Source organism: Chryseobacterium salivictor (assembly GCF_004359195.1).
GTDB lineage: Bacteria > Bacteroidota > Bacteroidia > Flavobacteriales > Weeksellaceae > Kaistella > Kaistella salivictor.
Window position 1 is genome coordinate 2,471,533 of the sequence record NZ_CP037954.1, and the last position, 19,231, is coordinate 2,490,763.

Below are 19,231 nucleotides of genomic sequence, written 5' to 3' on the forward strand. Positions count from 1 at the left end.
AAAGCACAGTTAAAAACCGTGCTTTCCTTTTTCTCATCATAATTATTCCTGATGTCCGTACATTTTGTTATACAGTTTGAGATATCTTTCTTTGATTGCTTTTCTTTTCAGTTTGAGAGTAGGAGTGAGCAGTCCTAATTCGATAGACCATACTTCCGGGGTGAGCTCGAATTTTTTAATCTGTTCCCAATTTCCTAATTTGGTGTTCAGATAAGTGATTTCTTTTCCTATTCTGGCAATTAACTCAGGACTTTTTACCATTTCTGCAGGAGTCGTTCCAATATTGAGTCCTTTTCTTTCTGCCCAGTTTTTAATGAAGTTAAAGTCTGGCTGAACAAAAGCACACGGCATTTTTTCACCGTCACCAACGACCATTATTTGCTCAATGAATTTCGATGCTTTCGCTAAATTTTCAATCACCTGCGGGGCAATGTATTTCCCGCCCGAAGTTTTAAACATTTCTTTTTTACGGTCGGTTATATGCAGATAACCTTCTTCATCAATATGACCGATATCTCCTGTTTTAAAGAAACCTTCATCGGTAAATGCTTCTTTGGTCATTTCCTCATTTTTAAAATAACCTTTAAAAACAGACGGGCCTTTTACGGTAATCTCCCCATCTTCCTGAATTTTTACCTGCACATTGTCGAGCGGATGACCCACGGTTCCCACTTTAATTTTCCCGAAACTGTTCACCGAAATCACCGGCGAAGTTTCCGTTAAACCATAACCTTCCAAAATGGGAATTCCGGCATTTTGAAACATCTTATTCAGTCTTGCCGATAAAGCTGCAGATCCGGAAACAAGCGTGATGATGTTGCCACCCAAACCTTCTCTCCATTTAGAAAAGACCAGTTTGTCAGCGATGATTTCCTTTAATCCGGAGGGTTTTCCTATTTTTTCTTTCGCTTTGTTTACGCCTAATGCCCAAAGGAATATTTGAGATTTTAGGCCGCCGGCACTGGTTCCTTTATCATAAATTTTATCATACACTTTTTCAATCAATCTTGGGACTACCGACATAATGTGCGGTTGAACTTCCTTGATGTTATCGCCCATTTTCTCAATGCTTTCTGCGAAATAAATTGCATAGCCATTATATTGATACAGATAAAAAAGCATCCGTTCGAAAATGTGACAGATAGGAAGGAAACTCAGAATTTTTATATCACTGAATTCCAGTCCTTTCACTCTTGGGATTCTCGGATTAGAGCCCAGTACATTCGATACAATATTAAGGTGAGAAAGCATTACGCCTTTGGGTTTTCCGGTGGTTCCAGAAGTGTAAATAATCGTTGCCAAATCTTCGGTATTAATCGATTTAGAAATGTCTTCCACTTCACTTTGTGTGGCTTCATCGCTTCCCAGATCGGTAATTTCCCGCCAGTTTGGGGCACCATTGATTTCATCAAAACTAAAAACTCCCTGCAAAGTAGGTACATTGTCTCTAATTTTCATCACTTTCTCATACAAGTCGATATCCGATACAAAACAGTATTTTACATCCGCATTATTAAAGATGAAATTATAATCATCCGGAGAAATACTGGGATAAACAGGCACAGATACGGCTCCAATTTGAGAGATTCCTAAATCCATTACCGCCCATTCCGTTCTGGTCGCCGTGGTAATAAGGGCTATTTTATCGCCGGGTTTAATTCCCAGTTTCAGTAAGCCCCGTGAAACTTTATTCCCTAAAGCAATAAATTCCCTAGTCGATGTTTTTTCCCATTTACCATTATATTTGGTAACGAACATATCTTCTCTTGAATACTTTTCCAATGCATTGTGCGCGAAATCAAAAGTTCTTTTTATTAACATATGATAGTTTTATTTGATGAATACTATTATTTAATTTAAATATAATATTGAATTAATGTAAAAATATCATTTTTATTTAACCCCACAATGCCTAATTGAAACTAAGTATTAATTTAATTTTTTAAGTTTTAGAAATATTGTATTTTTACCACCAAACAATTTTTAAACTTTATGAATTTTAATTTATCTGAAGAACAGTTGATGATTCAGCAGGCGGCAAGAGATTTTGCACAAACTGAGCTTTTACCAGGAGTTATAGAAAGAGACAACGCACAGAAGTTTCCGCACGAACAGGTAAAGAAAATGGGAGAATTGGGATTACTTGGAATGATGGTGGATCCTAAATACGGCGGTGCAGGAATGGACAGCGTTTCCTATGTTCTGGCTATGGAAGAAATCGCAAAAGTAGATGCATCTGCAGCGGTAGTAATGTCCGTTAACAATTCATTGGTGTGCGCAGGATTAGAAAAATATTGCAACGAAGAGCAGAAAATGAAATACCTGAAACCGCTTGCAAGTGGTGAAGTGATCGGAGCTTTTGCCCTGTCTGAGCCAGAAGCGGGTTCAGATGCAACTTCTCAGCAAACAACTGCGGTCGACAAAGGTGATCATTATATCCTGAACGGTACTAAAAACTGGATTACCAACGGTGGTACAGCAACGTATTATATCGTTATTGCACAAACCGATCCTGAAAAAAAACACAAAGGAATCAACGCTTTTATCGTAGAAAAAGGATGGCCAGGTTTTGAAATCGGACCGAAAGAAGATAAGTTGGGAATCCGCGGAAGTGATACCCATTCTTTATTATTTACAGATGTGAAAGTACCGAAAGAAAACAGAATCGGTGAAGACGGTTTCGGATTCAATTTCGCAATGGCAGTATTAAATGGTGGTAGAATCGGGATCGCTTCTCAAGCTTTAGGAATCGCTTCTGGCGCTTATGAACTGGCTTTGAAATATGCCAAAACCAGAAAAGCATTTAAAACTGAAATTATCAATCACCAGGCGATTGCCTTTAAATTAGCCGACATGGCAACGTCGATTACGGCAGCCAGAATGTTGTGTTTCAAAGCTGCTGTAGAAAAAGATGAAGGAAAAGATATTTCTGAAATCGGTGCAATGGCAAAATTATATTCGTCACAGGTTGCGATGGATACTACTATCGAAGCAGTTCAAATCCATGGTGGTTATGGTTATGTGAAAGAATATCACGTAGAAAGAATGATGCGCGATGCGAAAATTACCCAAATTTATGAGGGAACTTCTGAGATTCAAAGAATTGTAATTTCCAGAAGCATCGCTAAAAACAGTTAATCGTAAAAATCACGCTATGAAGAAAATCTGGATCATTGTCATTGCCGTTCTGCTTGTGTTAGGAAGTTTTGTATGGTATAAATATTTTTTTGTTTTCGCTGAAGGAGTAAAATCCGGTTATCTTAACTATGCGAATAAGAAAGGCTATATTTTTAAAACCTACGAAGGAAAACTGATTCAGGAAGGTTTCGGCCGCGGCAAAACCGGTGCTTTAACCAGTTATGAATTCGAGTTTTCTGTGGAAAATGAAGCCATCTTTAAACAACTTGAAGAAAACAGCGGAAAGCAGTTCGACTTGCATTACAAAGAATACAATGGTGTAATCCCATGGCGTGGAAACACGAAATATATTGTTGATAAAGTGGTCAACATGAAATAAAGAGAAAATCCTTTCGGCAATCTGAAAGGATTTCTTATTTTTAGAAAATGAAAGAATTTATATTAAAGAAGGAAAGGATTTTTCATTTTTTGTCTCTGGCATTAATCGCCGGGTCGATGTTCATCCAGGAGCCTGTACAGAAATTAATCGTTCTGCTGACTGGAATTCTGGGCTTGTTGGCTTTGTCAGCCCTTAAAAAACAGAAAATATTGGTGATTGTTTATTTGGTTTTATTTGTCGCAGCCGGAATTTTCTATTATTTAATGACCAACGGAAAGCTGAATTTCTAAAAGAGCAATTTTAATTAAAGAAAAATGAAAATACTTTTTCCAATTGCAGTATTGTTCAGTTTCAGTGTGAACGCTCAACACCTGCCAAAATTCACAGATGATATTGCGATGAAACTGGCCGAAAAGCCATTGAAATGCATCAATCAGGAATATCCCAATAAAACGGCGCATATCATTAATAATGAAAAGGAAGCAACATTAACTCCAGCCGCCTTACACCCGAGTTTTTATGGTTGTTTTGATTGGCATTCGTCTGTTCATGGACATTGGATGTTGGTTCGCTTGCTAAAATCTAAACCGGATTTGGCCAATAAAAAAGAAATTATTGAAATTTTAGAAGCGTCTTTTCAACCGGAAAAAATTAAAGAAGAAGCCGCCTATTTCACAAAATACGAGATTTCTGCCAACTTTGAAAGGACTTATGGCTGGGCGTGGTTATTGAAATTAGACGAAGAACTCATGACCTGGGATCATCCGCAGGCAAAGATCTGGCATCAGAATTTAAAACCGTTGACCGACGAAATTCTTAGACTTTGGAAAAATTATCTGCCCAAACAAACGTACCCGAACCGAACCGGAGTTCATCCCAATTCTGCCTTTGCTATGGCGTTTGCACTTGATTGGGCAAGAACATCCAGCGACAGAATTTTCGAAAATCAATTGATGGAAAAAGCAAAATACTTTTATTTAAAAGACCATAAAACGCCGGCGTATCTTGAACCGGACGGAAGTGATTTCTTTTCACCAAGTCTTGAAATTGCAGATCTGATGCGGAGAATTCTTCCACAAAAAGAATTTGTAAAATGGTTCAATGGTTTCTATGATAAAAAAAGTATTGCCAATATTTCTGAAATCCCCATCATCAGTGATATTAATGATTTCCAAACCGTTCATTTGGTCGGACTCTCATTCTCCAGAGCCTGGACGATGAAAGGAATTTCGAAATCTTTACCCGAAAATCATCCGCTTAAAAAACAGTTTGCTACAACATCAGATAAGTTCTTATCCAACGCTTTGCCACTGCTTTTTCAGGGCAATTATGGCGGCGATCACTGGCTGGCAAGTTTTGCAGTGTACGCTTTGAGTGAAGAATAAATTATATTTTACACTAAATTTAAATATCAATTGGAACGGGCATTAGCCCGTTCTTTATTTTTAAATTCCAATCGGCTTCATCCGAAACTTATTTGTGAGATCTTAATTCTTCGGTAAATATTTTGAATAATCCGGTTCGTCAGAATCTTCTTTATTTTCATTTTTCGCAGTTTCCAATGGAGTAGTTGTTTCTGTTTTCTGAACAGAATTGCTACCTTGATTTTCTAAAGATTTTATTTCCTTATTTTTTTTATTTCGTCTCACAAAATAGAAAATTAAACCTGCAATAATGAAGACCGGCCAAAAGGGTAGAATGGCAATCATCACATCTCCAAGAACTTTAAAACCACTCATAAATGCTGAAGAAGATTTTGACCCAAAGGAGTCGGGATTTCTATTAGGATCATTCGCAACTGTCTGATTTGATGCAATTAATTCTTTCTGAACTAAAGTGATTTCGATGTCGCACATCTGGTTGGACACATAATCGGTTCCTTCACTTTCTGTAGATTTCGATTTCACTTCCCCAAGTTCATTTGATAAGTTAGCAACCAAATTATCGAAATTATACAGCGGCACTTTTGCCGTAATATATTCTCTTTCAAAACCTTCTTTTTGACTGAGATTTTCAGAAACCAAATCAGCATTGCCTTCCCGGAATTTTTGTTTTAAAACTGATTTTGCCTCAGAAATATTATTTACCTGAATCTCTAAAATTGCCTTTTTCACTAAAGGGTTTTTATCTACAATCGGCGGAACAATAACTGTATTATTTTGGCTTTCAGTATTTGATGGAGGAGTTGCTTTTTGGGTTTGCGTTCTTTTAAGAATTTTATCAGCCGTTTTACTTAAAACTGAAATTGCGTTTTCACCATTTTGAAGCGCTTTATTTGCAGAATCTAAAGTTTTCGCAACGTCGGTTCCAACTTTTACATTTTTGGTAATTTCGGAAATATCTTTGTTGATAGAATCCATTTTCCAACTGCCGGATTTCAGCGTGCTGTCTATTCTTTTGGTCTGTTTTTCAATTTGTGGAATCAGAACTTTTTTAGCAATTCCATCAGAATCATTAATTCTTTTCGAAATGGAGTCCAGGGTTTTTAAGCCGTTGTTGGCCTTTGTAAAAAGACTGTCGGCTCTTTTAAATGAATCGGTCGTCTGCTGAAATTCCTGTTTGCTGCAAGAACTTAAGACACACAAAAGAATGAAGCTGGCAACTATTTTTTTCATTTTTATTTTTAAATTTTAATCGGTGCAAGGTAATCAAATAGCATTCCTTTAAAAATAGAAAAAGTCACTCCAATGAATGAAGTGACTGTATATCTGTGTTTTGCAAATTAATTTACAAGAAGTTTACAAATTAATCCTGCTTAAATTCACTGATGAAATGCAGTTTGACGTTCGGGAATTTCTCCTGCGTCATGTGAATCGTAAAAGAAGAATCGGCTAAAAACACGCGTTGTCCGTATTTATCCCTGCACATAAAACGCTGTTTCAAACGCGCAAATTCCTTGAATTCTTCCGATTTTTCATCGGCTTCAATCCAACATGCTTTATGAATGGAAAGGGGTTCGTAGGTACATTTTGCACCATATTCATGTTCCAAACGGTACTGAATAACTTCATACTGAAGCGCTCCAACCGTTCCGATAATTTTCCGGTTATTCATGTCCAGCGTGAACAGTTGCGCCACACCTTCGTCCATCAGCTGGTCGATTCCTTTCGCCAATTGTTTCGCTTTTAACGGATCATCATTATTAATGTATCTGAAATGTTCCGGTGAAAAGTTCGGAATTCCTTTGAAACTCATTTTTTCACCACCGGTCAAAGTATCACCAATCCGGAAATTTCCGGTATCGTGAAGTCCCACGATGTCTCCCGGGAAACTTTCGTCAACCACTTCTTTTTTATCTGCGAAAAATGCATTCGGAGATGAGAATTTCATTTTTTTATTTTCTCTTACCAAAAGGTAATTTTCATTTCTTTTAAAAGTTCCTGAAACGATTTTTACGAAAGCCAATCGGTCACGGTGTTTCGGATCCATATTGGCGTGAATCTTAAAGATAAATCCGGTGAAATCTTTTTCCTCCGGTCTCACGATTCTGGTATCACTTTCTTTTGGTTGTGGATTTGGTGCGATTTCGATAAAAGCATCCAGCAATTCCCGGACTCCGAAATTATTCAAAGCAGAACCGAAGAAAACCGGCTGCAGATCACCGTTCATATAATCTTCACGGTTAAATTCGGGATAAACTTCCTGAATCAGTTCTAATTCTTCCCTTAAAGTCGCCGCGGCTTTTTCGCCAATCGCCTCATCGATTTTTGTATCATTGATGTCATCAAACTTAACCGCTTCACCAACCCGTTGTTTTTTCTCTTCCAAAAACAACTGAATATTATGTTCCCAAATATTATAAATCCCCTGAAAATCCCCTCCCATACCAATCGGCAAAGAAAGTGGAACTACGGTTAAACCTAATTTCTGTTCGACTTCATCCAACAAATCGAAAGCATCTTTTCCTTCGCGGTCCAGTTTATTAATGAAAACAATCATCGGAATATTCCGCATTCTACAAACCTGAACCAATTTTTCGGTTTGTTCCTCAACTCCTTTTGCAACGTCGATAACGACGATTACAGAATCCACCGCGGTTAAAGTTCGGTACGTGTCTTCTGCAAAATCCTTGTGACCTGGCGTGTCTAAAATATTGATTTTGTGACCTTTGTATTCAAATGCCAAGACGGAAGTTGCCACGGAAATCCCTCTCTGTCTTTCGATCTCCATGAAATCGGACGTCGCTCCTTTCTTAATTTTATTCGATTTTACCGCACCGGCTTCCTGAATTGCACCTCCAAAAAGCAAGAGCTTTTCTGTAAGTGTCGTTTTTCCGGCATCGGGGTGAGCGATAATTCCGAAGGTTTTTCTTTTCCCTATTTCTTTGAGTAAATCTGACATAATTAAATTTGAGACTGCAAAAATCGCTTTTTTTTACCGAAAATGAAAATGGAAACAATTTGTTTCTTTTGTAGGGTTTAAATTTTAACTGACAAATAATCACGTGGTCTTCGTCGGTATTTATTTAAAGATTTATCTTTGCGCAAATAAAAAATTCATGGAAGAAAAACCGGTTTGGAAAAAATTCATTTTTGATGGTAGAGGAGTTCTTGCTTTGGTGGGTGGATTTTTGGCAGGAAGTTTCTTTATGTCAATGTTAAATGTCATATCGATGTTCGTTTTTAATGTCAATATGCAGTACCAAGATTATTACTTATTACTGACCAACGCAGCGGGATTTTTATCGGCGATTTTCGCCTTTGATTATTTTGTATGTCGGCCAAGCACGGGAAAAAAACTGGATTTCAATTTTTCACGGACTAATTTGGTGACCTATCTTTTGATTTTTCCCATGATGCTCGGAATGATGTTTATTGCTGAATTTATAACCTCGCAAATTCCTACTACGGGACCTTTCTTTGGCGGGTATTATGAATATTTTTCGAGATTAATGGATCAGATGAGCAATGACAAAGCCACCTTGATTATCCTTGCGGTCATTATGGCACCGATATTCGAAGAAATAATTTTCCGCGGAATAATACAGAAAGGGCTCATTAATAAAGGATTGAAACCCAAAACGGCAATTATCATTTCTGCCGTAGTTTTCGGATTGGTTCATATGAATCCCTGGCAATTTGTAGGGGCGGTTTTGTTGGGATGTGTTTTAGGTTTGGTTTATGATAAAACAAAATCGTTGCTTTTACCGATTCTTTTGCACGCTTTCAATAACTTAATTTCTTCTATTTTAATTTTTTATAATAAAACAGAAAGTTTCGCCGATACTTTTAAAGTTTCAGAATGGCTGATTTTGGCTGTCGGAATCGTACTTTTTTCGACCTTTTATTTTCTGTTTACTAAAAAATACCGTGTTCATTACAACGAGAATTAACTGGCTTTAAAAAACTAAAGTTCATCATCAGGTCTTAATATTACTCATCGCTCATTACCCATTATTTATGAAAAAGGAAATCCTTATCGCAACGCACAACGCACACAAAAAAGAAGAAATTCAACAGATATTAGGTGAAAATTTTACCGTGACTTCGCTCACCGATTATGATATTCACGACGAAATTGTGGAAGACGGCGAAACCTTTCATGCCAATGCTTTAATCAAAGCTCAATATTGTTTTAACAAAACAGGGAAACCAAGTTTGGGAGATGATTCTGGTTTAGTCGTTGAATCCTTGGATGGAAGACCCGGAATTTACTCTGCACGTTATGCCGGAAATCACGACTTTGCTAAAAATATGGCGAAAGTTTTAGAGGAAATGAAAGACCAGAAAAACCGAAAAGCCTATTTCGTAACGGTAATGTGTTTGGTTGATGAAACCGGCACAAACTATTTTGAAGGCAGGGTTTATGGCAATTTAACCAAAGAAGTCCGCGGTGAAAAAGGCTTCGGTTATGACCCGATTTTTATTCCGGATAATTACGAAATTACTTTTGCTGAAATGAAAGCGGAAGATAAAAATAAAATCAGCCACCGTAAAAAAGCGATCGAGCAGTTTTTAGAATTTATAAAATAAATTTTTCCAGCTACGAATTCACGAATACGTACAACGGCTTTACAACGTTTAGCAAAAGTTGATGAAGTTTTGGAAGGGAACGTTTTTCAAAAATTTCCCCACAAATTTCAACATATTGGTGAATTCGTGGCTTGTAGATTCTGCAATTTAAAATTTTAGTCTAAAACCGCTACCTGATTTTAAACGAAAAATCGTATTTTTGCACTCACTTATATTAAAATCAAATGTTAGAAAAGATTGAGGACTTATTGGTTGAAGTAGGAAATTTTAGTTCAGCGAATAAAGATGAAATTGAGCAGTTCCGAATCAAATTCAGTGGTAAGAAAGGAATTATCAATGATATTTTGGCGCAGTTCAAAGAAGTTCCAAATGAACAGAAAAAAGAATTCGGACAAAAGATCAATACGCTGAAACAAGCTGTAGAAGCAAAGCTGGAAGGTTTAAAGAATGCCACGACTTCTACCATTCTTTTTGAAAAAGATGATTTAACCAAACCGGGTTTCCCGTCGGAATTAGGAACCCGTCATCCCATTAATCTGGTAAAAAACAGAATTATCGAAATCTTCAGATCGATTGGTTTTGCTGTTGCAGACGGACCGGAAATTGAAGACGACTGGCATAATTTTACCGCATTGAATCTTCCGGAATACCACCCGGCCAGAGATATGCAGGACACTTTTTTCATCGAAACCAATCCGGATTTACTATTGAGAACACATACTTCTTCGGTGCAAATCCGTTATATGGAAGAAAATCAACCGCCGATGAGAATTTTATCTCCGGGCCGGGTTTTCAGAAATGAAGCGATTTCTTCCCGTTCACACTGTATTTTTCATCAGATCGAAGGTTTATATATTGACCAGAACGTAAGTTTTGCTGATTTAAAGCAAACCATTCAGTACTTCACCACAGAACTTTTCGGGAAATCGAAAATCAGACTGAGACCTTCTTATTTTCCATTTACAGAGCCAAGTGCAGAAGTAGATGTTTATTGGGGCTTAAATTCTGAAACCGATTATAGAATCACCAAAGGAACAGGTTGGTTAGAAATCATGGGTTGCGGAATGGTAGATCCTGCCGTTCTGGCAAATGTGAATATCGATGCCGATAAATATTCCGGTTACGCTTTCGGAATGGGAATCGAAAGAATCGCGATGTTGATGTATCAAATGAGCGACATCAGAATGTTCTTTGAAAATGATAAAAGAATGTTGGAGCAGTTTAAAAGCCTTTAATGATAAAAAAATGAAGTTGATTCCTCTCTGAATCGGCTTTAAATAAAATAGAAAAACTTCCGGAATAATCTGGAAGTTTTTCGTTTTTAAAAGGGCAGGTAAGTGTATTAATCTTTCTTTTTAAACCAGTGTTTTGCCTGATTGTAATCGAGGTAATAGGTTAATTTCAAAGAAATATTATTGACCATCGGCTCATTAAATAAAGTGTTGAAATTGTCTTTAAACTTCATTCTCGAAATTTCCAAATAATCGTCAACGGCATTCCTGTACATCAAAGTAAGTTGACTTCCCGGTGCAAACCACCATGAATAACGCAAATCTACATTCCAGGAATTATAAGTTCCATTCAGATTTTTATTAAATTGACTGGTTGGTGTTAAAGTCCCGTCCTCATTCAACGTAAAGAAACTTTTATAGGTAACATCTGAGTAATAGTGGCGAAACGCTAATGAAAGCGACATTTTTTCGTTGAACGTATATTGGGAAGTCAAACTGTTTTCATACGTATTGCGCTGTCTTTTTCCCATGTAAATTTCGGTACCTTCTTTTCCTGCAAAACCCGTTTCATTATTGCTGAAAGAAGGATTGAACCTCCAGATTGTGTTAAATTGATCAGAGAAACGATATCTTAGATAAAACGAAAGATTTACAAGATTTCTCCCTGTTTCATTATAAGCGTAATAATCAAAATTTACATTATACTGAAACTTTTTTCGGCTGTCACTTTCGGTCCAAATCCAGGTATTCAAGTAGGATGGTTTTTTAGAAAAACGTCCTGCTGTCCGAGGTTCGTAGATGTCATTTTCGCCGAAGGGCGTCAATTCAAAACCGCCGCCGTAGCTTCTGAAATTCTTATTCGTAAACTGATTATTGTGGTTGATGACCAAATTGGTAAATAAATACGGCGCTAACCGATGGTAATAATTAACATTAAAATTAAGATAAATATTATTGAATTTCTTGGTCGGTTCCAGAATTCGATAACCGTAATAAGAATTATAATTCGCGAAGTTGGTGGAAGTGGAAAACCCTAAATCATTGATGTCCCAATTTTTAGTTACATAATTACCATCAAAACTAAATCTGTTTTTTCCGGAATTTTTGGCAAAACCAACCTGCCCTCTCGAACCGAATTTCGTCCCGTCATCCATCACCCAACTTCCTTTGAGGGCTCCAAAATAATTGTAGATATTCTTTTTATCATTGATGTTCCACAGGAAAGCCGTAGAATTGGCATCGCGGAAATTGCCGTCCCGAACAACATTCGTGTTGACTAAGGTTACGGAAGAATTCTCATGAAATCTTTGATCCAGCACCAGAACATTATAATTTGTCCATGGTTCCACAACTTCGTTTCGGGTTTCACCGGTTTTTTCATTCAGGATCTGAGCTTCCATTTTTTCAGTGATTCCGTTGAAAAATCCGATTCCCAGCCCTTTATTTGTTCGTCCTGAAATCTTGAAAGCATTAAATAATTTAACTTTAGAAGGATATTCTGTGACTTTTTCGTCAACTGAAGTTTCGGGATCAACAGAAGGGTGGCCACCGATTCTACGGGAATAAAAAAGATTTCCTTTGTTGAAAAGTTCTGTTCCTTCAGTGAAAAATGAACGTTGCTCTTCAAACTGCTGCTCAAATGGACCTAAATTTAAAATAGAATTGTCAAAACTGGTTTGTCCGAAATCTGGAATCAAAGTCATGTCAAAGGTAAATGCATCATTAATTCCGTATTTAATATCCATTCCGCCATTAAAGTTAGCCGTGGACTTCCCGTTAAAATGATTAAAATAAGTAGAAAAATAAGGAGTCAGTGACAATCTTAAAGGAGGCTGAATATTCTGGATTCCTTCTAAAATCCCGTCGTACATTAAATAAGTTGCCTTTTTGTTATCCACGAAATTCCAGGTTAAATTTTGTCTGGTTTTTTGGATCATCCGGATAAAATTTATTCCCCAGGTTTGGACCTCCTTCTTCGGAAAACGCAGTTCTGAATAAGGAATTTTGATTTCAACAGTCCATCCGTTTTCATTAATCTTAACGGCCGAAAACCACACGGCATTCCAGGAAAAGTCATCGTTGGCGGTGGACATTATTTTTGCGTCAGCCTGCACGCCTGAAGCCTGCACGAAGAATAAAACCGCTTGCTGATGGTCATCATAGCCATTAATGGTAATTCCGAAAACATCATCATTTCCAATATCGTCGCGTTCTGCCAGTTGTTTTTGAATATTCTCCGGATGAGGATCGATCATCGTTGCACCAAAATAAATTCCGGTGTCATCATAAAGAACTTTTACGGTTGTTTTGAAATCCGGCGATTCAGGTTTTCCGTTCTCAGGATTTCTCTCGATAAAATTTTCTGCAACAGGAGCATTTTTCCAGACTTCTTCATCCAGAATTCCATCGATTTTTGGGGCATCGTTTATTTTGATGAGCGTAATTTTCTTTCTGGAGATGCTGTCTTTTTCTGCCTTTTGGGAATAGATATTGGTGACAGAAAATAAAAGCAGGAATGCGGCGAATATAAGTTTCATTTAATAGTTTAGAAATAAGACAACGGAAAGTGGGATAATGTTACATGCGTTTTAAAAAAAAGTCAAAAAAAATAAACGAACCACAATTCGTTTATTTAATTCACAGAGAAAATCTCCTGTATTTAATTCGAAAAATTGAGCGGATATTTTACATTCGAGAAAGAATCGATATCAGCTTTCAGAGAGCCAACCGCTAATTCTGCTTTGATGGCAAGCGGAATATGGTTTCTGTCGTTGCTTACCCAAAGCGTCACCCCTTCTTTATCCTTAAAAACCCTTCCGCTGATGACCTGTGGAACGATTTTCAGACTGCGGATCCAGCCGAATTTTGTTTTGATATTTTCTGCTCCCACAACTTTTAACTGAAAAGGAAACATTTCATCATCAATCCAAACATTGAGTTTTTTCACACTTCCGACTTTCAGCTCGCTATCGTCCAGGCTTCGCAAGTAATAAAAAGCCGACAGCATATCTTGAATTCCAGAAACTGATTTTAAAGATTGCGTGGTGTTTTTTTCTTTATCTGTCAAAAGCAGGGTTTGATTATTATGGTTAAAAACGGTTTCATAATGTTGGGTATAATTGCCTTCTTGTACGTCTCTCACATAAAAACTTGGTAAGCCCGTGTTATAGTTGATAAAACTTTCGTAATTATCTTCTACTTTAAAAAAGGCCCGTACCGCACCGGTTGTTTTGCCATAACCTTTAACGTAATAATGAGGTTGTCCTTTGTATGTCGTTTTTAAAGTCGTTAAACTCGCGGTTCCGGCATTCAAAATTCCATAGTGAATCCTGTAACGTAAAACCTCGCCAGACATGATGTTCTGAAGTTTCTGTGCATTGCCGAGCGTGAGGAATAAAAGTCCAAATAATACTAAAATCTTTTTCATGGGTTTCCTTTTGCAAATAATTTGCCACAAAGATAAAACTTTGACCGGACTGGATTTGGTTATGACATAAATCATAAAACGCGTCTTCAACATTCTTTTAATTTTTGTAAATTTGTGCTCTTATTACCTAATTTTTAATTAATGATTACTACAGATATATTGATAATTGGAGCTGGCCCAACCGGACTTTTTACTGTTTTTGAGGCAGGTTTATTAAAGTTAAAATGTCATCTCATCGACGCTCTTCCGCAGCCTGGTGGTCAACTGACAGAATTGTATCCGAAAAAACCTATTTTCGATATTCCGGGATTTCCTTCTATAAACGCTGGTGATTTAGTTGATAATTTAATGGAGCAGACCAAGCAGTTTCAACCGGGATTTACTTTGGGAGAAACCGCACAGACTTTAACCAAATTAGAAGACGGAACATTTGAAGTAATCACCAATAAAGGCACCGTTCATCATGCGAAAGCAGTGGCCATTGCGGGAGGTTTAGGAACTTTTGAACCTAGAAAACCTGCGCTGGAAAACCTGGCTGATTACGAAGAAAATGGCGTTGAATATTTCATTAAAGAACCTGAACATTTTAGAAATAAAAAAGTAGTCATCGCAGGAGGTGGCGATTCTGCCTTAGACTGGAGTATTTTCCTTGCAGATATCGCAAGTGAAGTTACCTTGATTCACCGTAGAAATGAATTCCGCGGAGCTTTGGATTCTGTAGAAAAAGTTCAGGCTTTAAAAAATCAGGGGAAAATCCACATGATGACTCCCGCAGAAGTGATCGGCTTAAAAGGAGAGGACAAATTGAACGCGATTACCGTGATAAAAGAAGGGGAGACCTTTGATATCGAAACGGATTACTTTATTCCACTGTTCGGATTAACACCAAAATTAGGAGACTTAGGAAACTGGGGATTGGAAATTGAAAAAAATGCAATCAAAGTAAATAATGCACTGGATTATCAAACCAATATTCCGGGGGTTTATGCCATTGGTGATATCAATACGTATCCGGGAAAACTGAAGTTGATTTTATGTGGTTTCCATGAAGCAACTTTGATGTGTCAAAGCATTTACAACATGCTGAATCCTGGGAAAAAATTCGTTTTGAAATACACGACCGTAAGTGGAATCGATGGTTTCGACGGTAGCCGTAAAGAAGCAGAGAAAGCGGTAGTAATGAAAATCGATTAACAAAGAACCAAGTAGAGTACAATGCAAGATATTACCTTAAAAATTACTGACCGAAACGGAGATTTACATGAAGTGGTCGCACCCACTGATATGTCGATGAATTTAATGGAAGTCATTCGGTCCTACGAATTGGCGGATGAAGGAACCATCGGAGTTTGTGGCGGTATGGCGATGTGTGCTTCCTGCCAGGTTTATGTGGTGGAAGGTTCAGATAAATTAACCGAAATGGGAGCTGAAGAAGATGCGATGTTGAGTGAAGCATTTCATGTTCAGGATAACAGCCGCTTGGGTTGCCAGATTCATATCACTTCAGAAATCGACGGTTTAGAAGTTGCAATCGCACCTTATCCATAACGCACATCGTTTTTAATAAAAGTTAAAAGGAAAGAAAATTGAGTTTTTCTTTCCTTTTTTATTTTCGGGAAACTTCTGGAAATTGAGGAATACTTTTCTTATCTTTAGTTAAGAAATATTCACCGGATGTCATTTCATATTCCCGAACATTTAAAAGGTCTAACTGATGAAGAAGTTCAGCATTCTCATCAGAAATTTGGTTTTAATCAATTGAAACAAATTGAGAAAAGCAGTTGGTTGAAATTGCTTCTCAATATTCTGCGCGAACCGATGTTGATTCTGTTGATTATCATCGCAGTAATTTATCTGGCCGTCGGGAATTACGGAGAAGCGCTTTTTATGTTGGCTGCAATTATATTGGTTTCCGGAATTTCTTTTTATCAGGATAACAGAAGTAAAAAAGCGTTAGAGGAATTAGAAAAACTCAATGAACCTTTAAGCCGCGTCATCAGAAATTGTAAGATTGTAGAAATCCCTACGCATGAAATTGCAGTCGGGGATTTGTGCATTACCGATGAAGGCAGGATGATTAATGCGGATGGAAAAATCGTGCACAGCAATGATTTTTCCGTCAATGAATCCTCGCTCACTGGAGAAAGTTTTTCTGTTTTTAAAGATAACAGTTCCGAAGACCGACAGGTTTATAACGGAACCTTAACCGTTTCCGGATTGGCCGTTTTCCAGGTAGAACATATAGGAAAGGAAACAAAGCTCGGTAAGATTGGAGAATCTATTTTATCTATCAAAGAGGAAAAATCACCGCTGCAAAATCAAATAGAACAGTTTCTCAAATATATGGCGATTATTGGGTTCGCCGTTTTCATTTTAGTTTGCGCCGTTAATTATTACCATACTCGAAATATTGTAGATTCTTTATTAAACGGTTTGACGTTGGCAATGTCAATTTTACCTGAAGAAATCCCGGTTGCTTTTACCACTTTTATGGCGCTCGGAGCCTGGAAATTAATGCGGGAAGGCATCATTATTAAGAAAAGTAGTATTGTAGAAACTTTGGGCAGTGCCACCGTAATCTGCACCGATAAAACGGGAACAATTACCGAGAACTCAATGCATTTGAAAGCCATATATGATTTTAAAACTGATCAGGTTTTTGATGAACATCATTTCAGTGAAAAATCGATTGCAGAACTCATTCAATACGCGATGTGGAGCAGCGAACCGGTACCTTTTGATCCGATGGAAAAATCGCTTCATCAAGTGTATGGCGAAACCATAAAAGATGATCTTCGTTCAGTGTTTAAAATGTTTCATGAATATCCGTTGGGTGGGAAACCGCCGATGATGACCCATCTTTTTGAAAATGAAAAAGGGGAACGGATTATTGCCGCGAAAGGCGCTCCTGAAGCCATCATCAAGGTCTGTCAACTTACCGGTGAAGAGCAGATAAAAATCAAAACTGAAATTGAAACTTTTGGAAAACAAGGTTACCGAATTCTTGGCGTTGCCAAATCCAACTTTCAGGGAAATGATTTTCCGCAGAGACAACAGGATATTCCGTTTGAATTTCTGGGAATGGTCGTTTTCTATGATCCTCCCAAAAAAGGAATCAACGAAGTTTTCAAAAAATTTGATGCGGCCGGAATTAAAATAAAAGTGATTACGGGAGATAATGCCCAAACGACCAAAAGCATTGCTTTACAGGCAGAAATTACGGGAATTTCAAATCCGGTAAACGGTGACGAAATAAGTCATCTCAGCGAAGAAGAGTTGATGAAAGTGGTGGATGAAAAAGTGTTGTTTACCCGAATGTTTCCTGAAGCAAAACTCAGGGTAATCAATGCTTTGAAAAGGAATAATGAAGTGGTGGTAATGCTCGGCGATGGCGTCAATGATGGTCCTGCCCTGAAAGCCGCGCACATCGGAGTCGCGATGGGGGAAAAGGGAACAGAGATCGCAAAAGCCGCTGCCGCAGTGATTTTGACCAATGATGATCTGGGAAAATTGGTGACCGCAGTCGCTGCAGGAAGAAGAATTTACAGCAATATCAAAAAAGCAGTTCAGTATATTATTTCGATTCATATTCCGATTATTCTTACCGTTTCGTTGCCCTTATTTTTGGGTTGGGCTTTTCCGCAGATTTTTTCGCCGGTTCACGTGATATTCCTGGAACTGGTGATGGGGCCAACCTGCTCGATCGTTTATGAAAATGAACCGATGGAAAAAAATGCGATGACGCAAAAGCCCCGGCCGATCTCAGAGACCTTTCTCACCTGGCGTGAATTAATGATCAGTATTGTTCAGGGATTAATGATTACCGCCGGAGTCCTGTTCATCTATCAATTAACCTACAGAAATGGAGGTGATGAAGATACGACCAGAACGATGGTTTTTACGACGTTAATTTTCGCCAATATTCTGTTGAGTTTCGCCAACCGGTCTTTCTACTATACGGTATTTGAAAGTTTCAGAAATAAAAATAATCTTTTGATTTATATTACTTTAGCAACCTTAATTGTTTTAATGGTCATGCTTTATTTCGATCCGGTTTCCATGTTCTTTAAACTGACTTCACTGAATGTAGAGCAACTTTTAACGGCGACAGCAGCAGCGGTTATTTCTGTAATGTGGTTCGAAATCTACAAACTGGTAAAGAGAAGTTTTAATCTTAATGAAAAAAGAATCTGAAATTATTTTTAAAAAATATTTAAATTGAGTTTCCTGTATTTATAAGATTATAGTTCTGACCAGATTTTATTAATAATTTTGAATAAAATATTCAGTATGAAAATTGCAACTTATAACGTCAATGGAATTAATGGCAGGTTGCCGGTACTTCTGCAATGGCTGAGCGAAGAAAACCCTGATATCGTCTGTTTGCAGGAACTGAAAGCACCTCAGGAAAAATTTCCCGAAGAAGCAATCTTAGAAGCAGGTTACCACGCGGTTTGGGTCGGACAAAAAAGCTGGAACGGCGTGGCAATCTTAACCAAATCCGAGAAACCTACGGTTATCAGAACGGCATTGCCGGGCGATGAAACTGATGAACAAAGCCGATATTTAGAAGTAAAGCTGAACGGTTTAACGGTTGTATGCGTTTACGTCCCTAATGGAAATCCCGTGCCCGGTGAAAAATTTGATTATAAATTAAAGTGGCTGGAAAGACTCGATGCGCAAGCCGAGCTTTTAATCAGTTCCGGGAAACCGGTGATCATCCTGGGAGATTTTAATATCATTCCTACCGAGAGCGACGTATATAAACCGGAAAAATATATTAAAGATGCTCTTTTTTTACCCGAAGTCCGGGCAGCTTTCCAGAGTTTGATTGACCAGGGCTGGACCGATGCTTTGCGACAAATCTATCCGGAAGAAACCATTTATACTTTTTACGATTATTTTAGAAAAGCCTACGAAAGAAACGCCGGAATGCGGATTGATCATTTTCTGCTTTCTCCGGCCATCGCACCTCATCTGAAAAGTGGTGGCGTACATAAGGCAGTTCGCGGTTGGGAAAAAACCAGTGATCATGTTCCTGTCTGGATCGAGTTGGATCACTTTTAGTACCTTTTTTTTTCGA

16 protein-coding genes are annotated in these 19,231 nt (G+C 37.8%); 11 read left to right on the plus strand and 5 right to left on the minus strand.

Annotated features, from left to right (window positions below; translation table 11 throughout):
• Positions 1 to 42: 42 nt before the first annotated feature.
• Positions 43 to 1,821, minus strand: coding sequence for an AMP-dependent synthetase/ligase (locus tag NBC122_RS11285; RefSeq protein ID WP_133440470.1), 1,779 nt, complete (start codon positions 1,819 to 1,821; stop codon positions 43 to 45).
• A gap of 171 nt (positions 1,822 to 1,992) precedes the next feature.
• On the opposite strand from NBC122_RS11285, the gene NBC122_RS11290 reads away from it, so the two are divergent.
• Genes NBC122_RS11290 through NBC122_RS11305 form a run of 4 tightly spaced genes read left to right on the plus strand, consistent with a single transcriptional unit; the run spans position 1,993 to position 4,902 of the window.
• On the plus strand, positions 1,993 to 3,138 hold the full coding sequence (locus NBC122_RS11290) for an acyl-CoA dehydrogenase (RefSeq protein WP_133440471.1): 1,146 nt from the start codon (positions 1,993 to 1,995) through the stop codon (positions 3,136 to 3,138).
• 16 nt (positions 3,139 to 3,154) lie between these two features.
• Entirely contained in the window at positions 3,155 to 3,517 is a 363-nt protein-coding gene (locus NBC122_RS11295) for a hypothetical protein (protein ID WP_133440472.1), read from the plus strand.
• 47 nt (positions 3,518 to 3,564) lie between these two features.
• A complete protein-coding gene (locus NBC122_RS11300) occupies positions 3,565 to 3,807 on the plus strand; it encodes a hypothetical protein (RefSeq protein WP_133440473.1) in 243 nt (80 codons plus the stop codon).
• A gap of 24 nt (positions 3,808 to 3,831) precedes the next feature.
• Entirely contained in the window at positions 3,832 to 4,902 is a 1,071-nt protein-coding gene (locus tag NBC122_RS11305; protein ID WP_133440474.1) for a DUF2891 domain-containing protein, read from the plus strand.
• A 102-nt stretch (positions 4,903 to 5,004) separates the two neighbouring features.
• Here the strand turns inward: NBC122_RS11305 and NBC122_RS11310 are convergent, their stop codons facing one another.
• Both NBC122_RS11310 and NBC122_RS11315 read right to left on the minus strand, forming a co-directional pair.
• The gene (locus NBC122_RS11310; protein ID WP_133440475.1) at positions 5,005 to 6,132 is read right to left on the minus strand and encodes a DUF4349 domain-containing protein; all 1,128 of its coding nucleotides are present in this window, start codon (positions 6,130 to 6,132) and stop codon (positions 5,005 to 5,007) included.
• A 130-nt stretch (positions 6,133 to 6,262) separates the two neighbouring features.
• Entirely contained in the window at positions 6,263 to 7,858 is a 1,596-nt protein-coding gene (locus NBC122_RS11315) for a peptide chain release factor 3 (RefSeq protein ID WP_133440476.1), read from the minus strand.
• A 157-nt stretch (positions 7,859 to 8,015) separates the two neighbouring features.
• On the opposite strand from NBC122_RS11315, the gene NBC122_RS11320 reads away from it, so the two are divergent.
• The 3 genes from NBC122_RS11320 (at position 8,016) to pheS (ending at position 10,724) form a co-directional block, all read left to right on the plus strand.
• Positions 8,016 to 8,849 carry a CPBP family intramembrane glutamic endopeptidase gene (locus NBC122_RS11320; protein WP_133440477.1) on the plus strand — a complete coding sequence of 278 codons (834 nt, stop codon included), beginning with the start codon at positions 8,016 to 8,018 and terminating at the stop codon, positions 8,847 to 8,849.
• A gap of 67 nt (positions 8,850 to 8,916) precedes the next feature.
• Positions 8,917 to 9,489 carry an RdgB/HAM1 family non-canonical purine NTP pyrophosphatase gene (rdgB, locus tag NBC122_RS11325; protein ID WP_133440478.1) on the plus strand — a complete coding sequence of 191 codons (573 nt, stop codon included), beginning with the start codon at positions 8,917 to 8,919 and terminating at the stop codon, positions 9,487 to 9,489.
• A gap of 224 nt (positions 9,490 to 9,713) precedes the next feature.
• Entirely contained in the window at positions 9,714 to 10,724 is a 1,011-nt protein-coding gene (gene pheS, locus NBC122_RS11330; RefSeq protein WP_133440479.1) for a phenylalanine--tRNA ligase subunit alpha, read from the plus strand.
• A 107-nt stretch (positions 10,725 to 10,831) separates the two neighbouring features.
• Here pheS and NBC122_RS11335 read toward each other — a convergent pair whose 3' ends face one another.
• Positions 10,832 to 13,258 carry a DUF5916 domain-containing protein gene (locus NBC122_RS11335; RefSeq protein WP_133440480.1) on the minus strand — a complete coding sequence of 809 codons (2,427 nt, stop codon included), beginning with the start codon at positions 13,256 to 13,258 and terminating at the stop codon, positions 10,832 to 10,834.
• Between the two features lie 122 nt (positions 13,259 to 13,380).
• A complete protein-coding gene (locus NBC122_RS11340) occupies positions 13,381 to 14,148 on the minus strand; it encodes a DUF3108 domain-containing protein (RefSeq protein ID WP_133440481.1) in 768 nt (255 codons plus the stop codon).
• Between the two features lie 141 nt (positions 14,149 to 14,289).
• Between NBC122_RS11340 and NBC122_RS11345 the strand changes: the two genes are divergently transcribed.
• The 4 genes from NBC122_RS11345 to xth all read left to right on the plus strand — a co-directional run bounded on the left by NBC122_RS11345 (position 14,290) and on the right by xth (position 19,215).
• Positions 14,290 to 15,342, plus strand: coding sequence for an NAD(P)/FAD-dependent oxidoreductase (locus tag NBC122_RS11345; RefSeq protein WP_133440482.1), 1,053 nt, complete (start codon positions 14,290 to 14,292; stop codon positions 15,340 to 15,342).
• A gap of 21 nt (positions 15,343 to 15,363) precedes the next feature.
• Complete coding sequence (locus tag NBC122_RS11350; protein ID WP_133440483.1) at positions 15,364 to 15,696, plus strand: 2Fe-2S iron-sulfur cluster-binding protein; 333 nt, start codon at positions 15,364 to 15,366, stop codon at positions 15,694 to 15,696.
• Positions 15,697 to 15,822: 126 nt separating this feature from the next.
• A complete protein-coding gene (locus NBC122_RS11355; protein WP_133440484.1) occupies positions 15,823 to 18,342 on the plus strand; it encodes a cation-translocating P-type ATPase in 2,520 nt (839 codons plus the stop codon).
• A gap of 96 nt (positions 18,343 to 18,438) precedes the next feature.
• Entirely contained in the window at positions 18,439 to 19,215 is a 777-nt protein-coding gene (xth, locus tag NBC122_RS11360; RefSeq protein WP_133440485.1) for an exodeoxyribonuclease III, read from the plus strand.
• Positions 19,216 to 19,231: the final 16 nt, after the last annotated feature.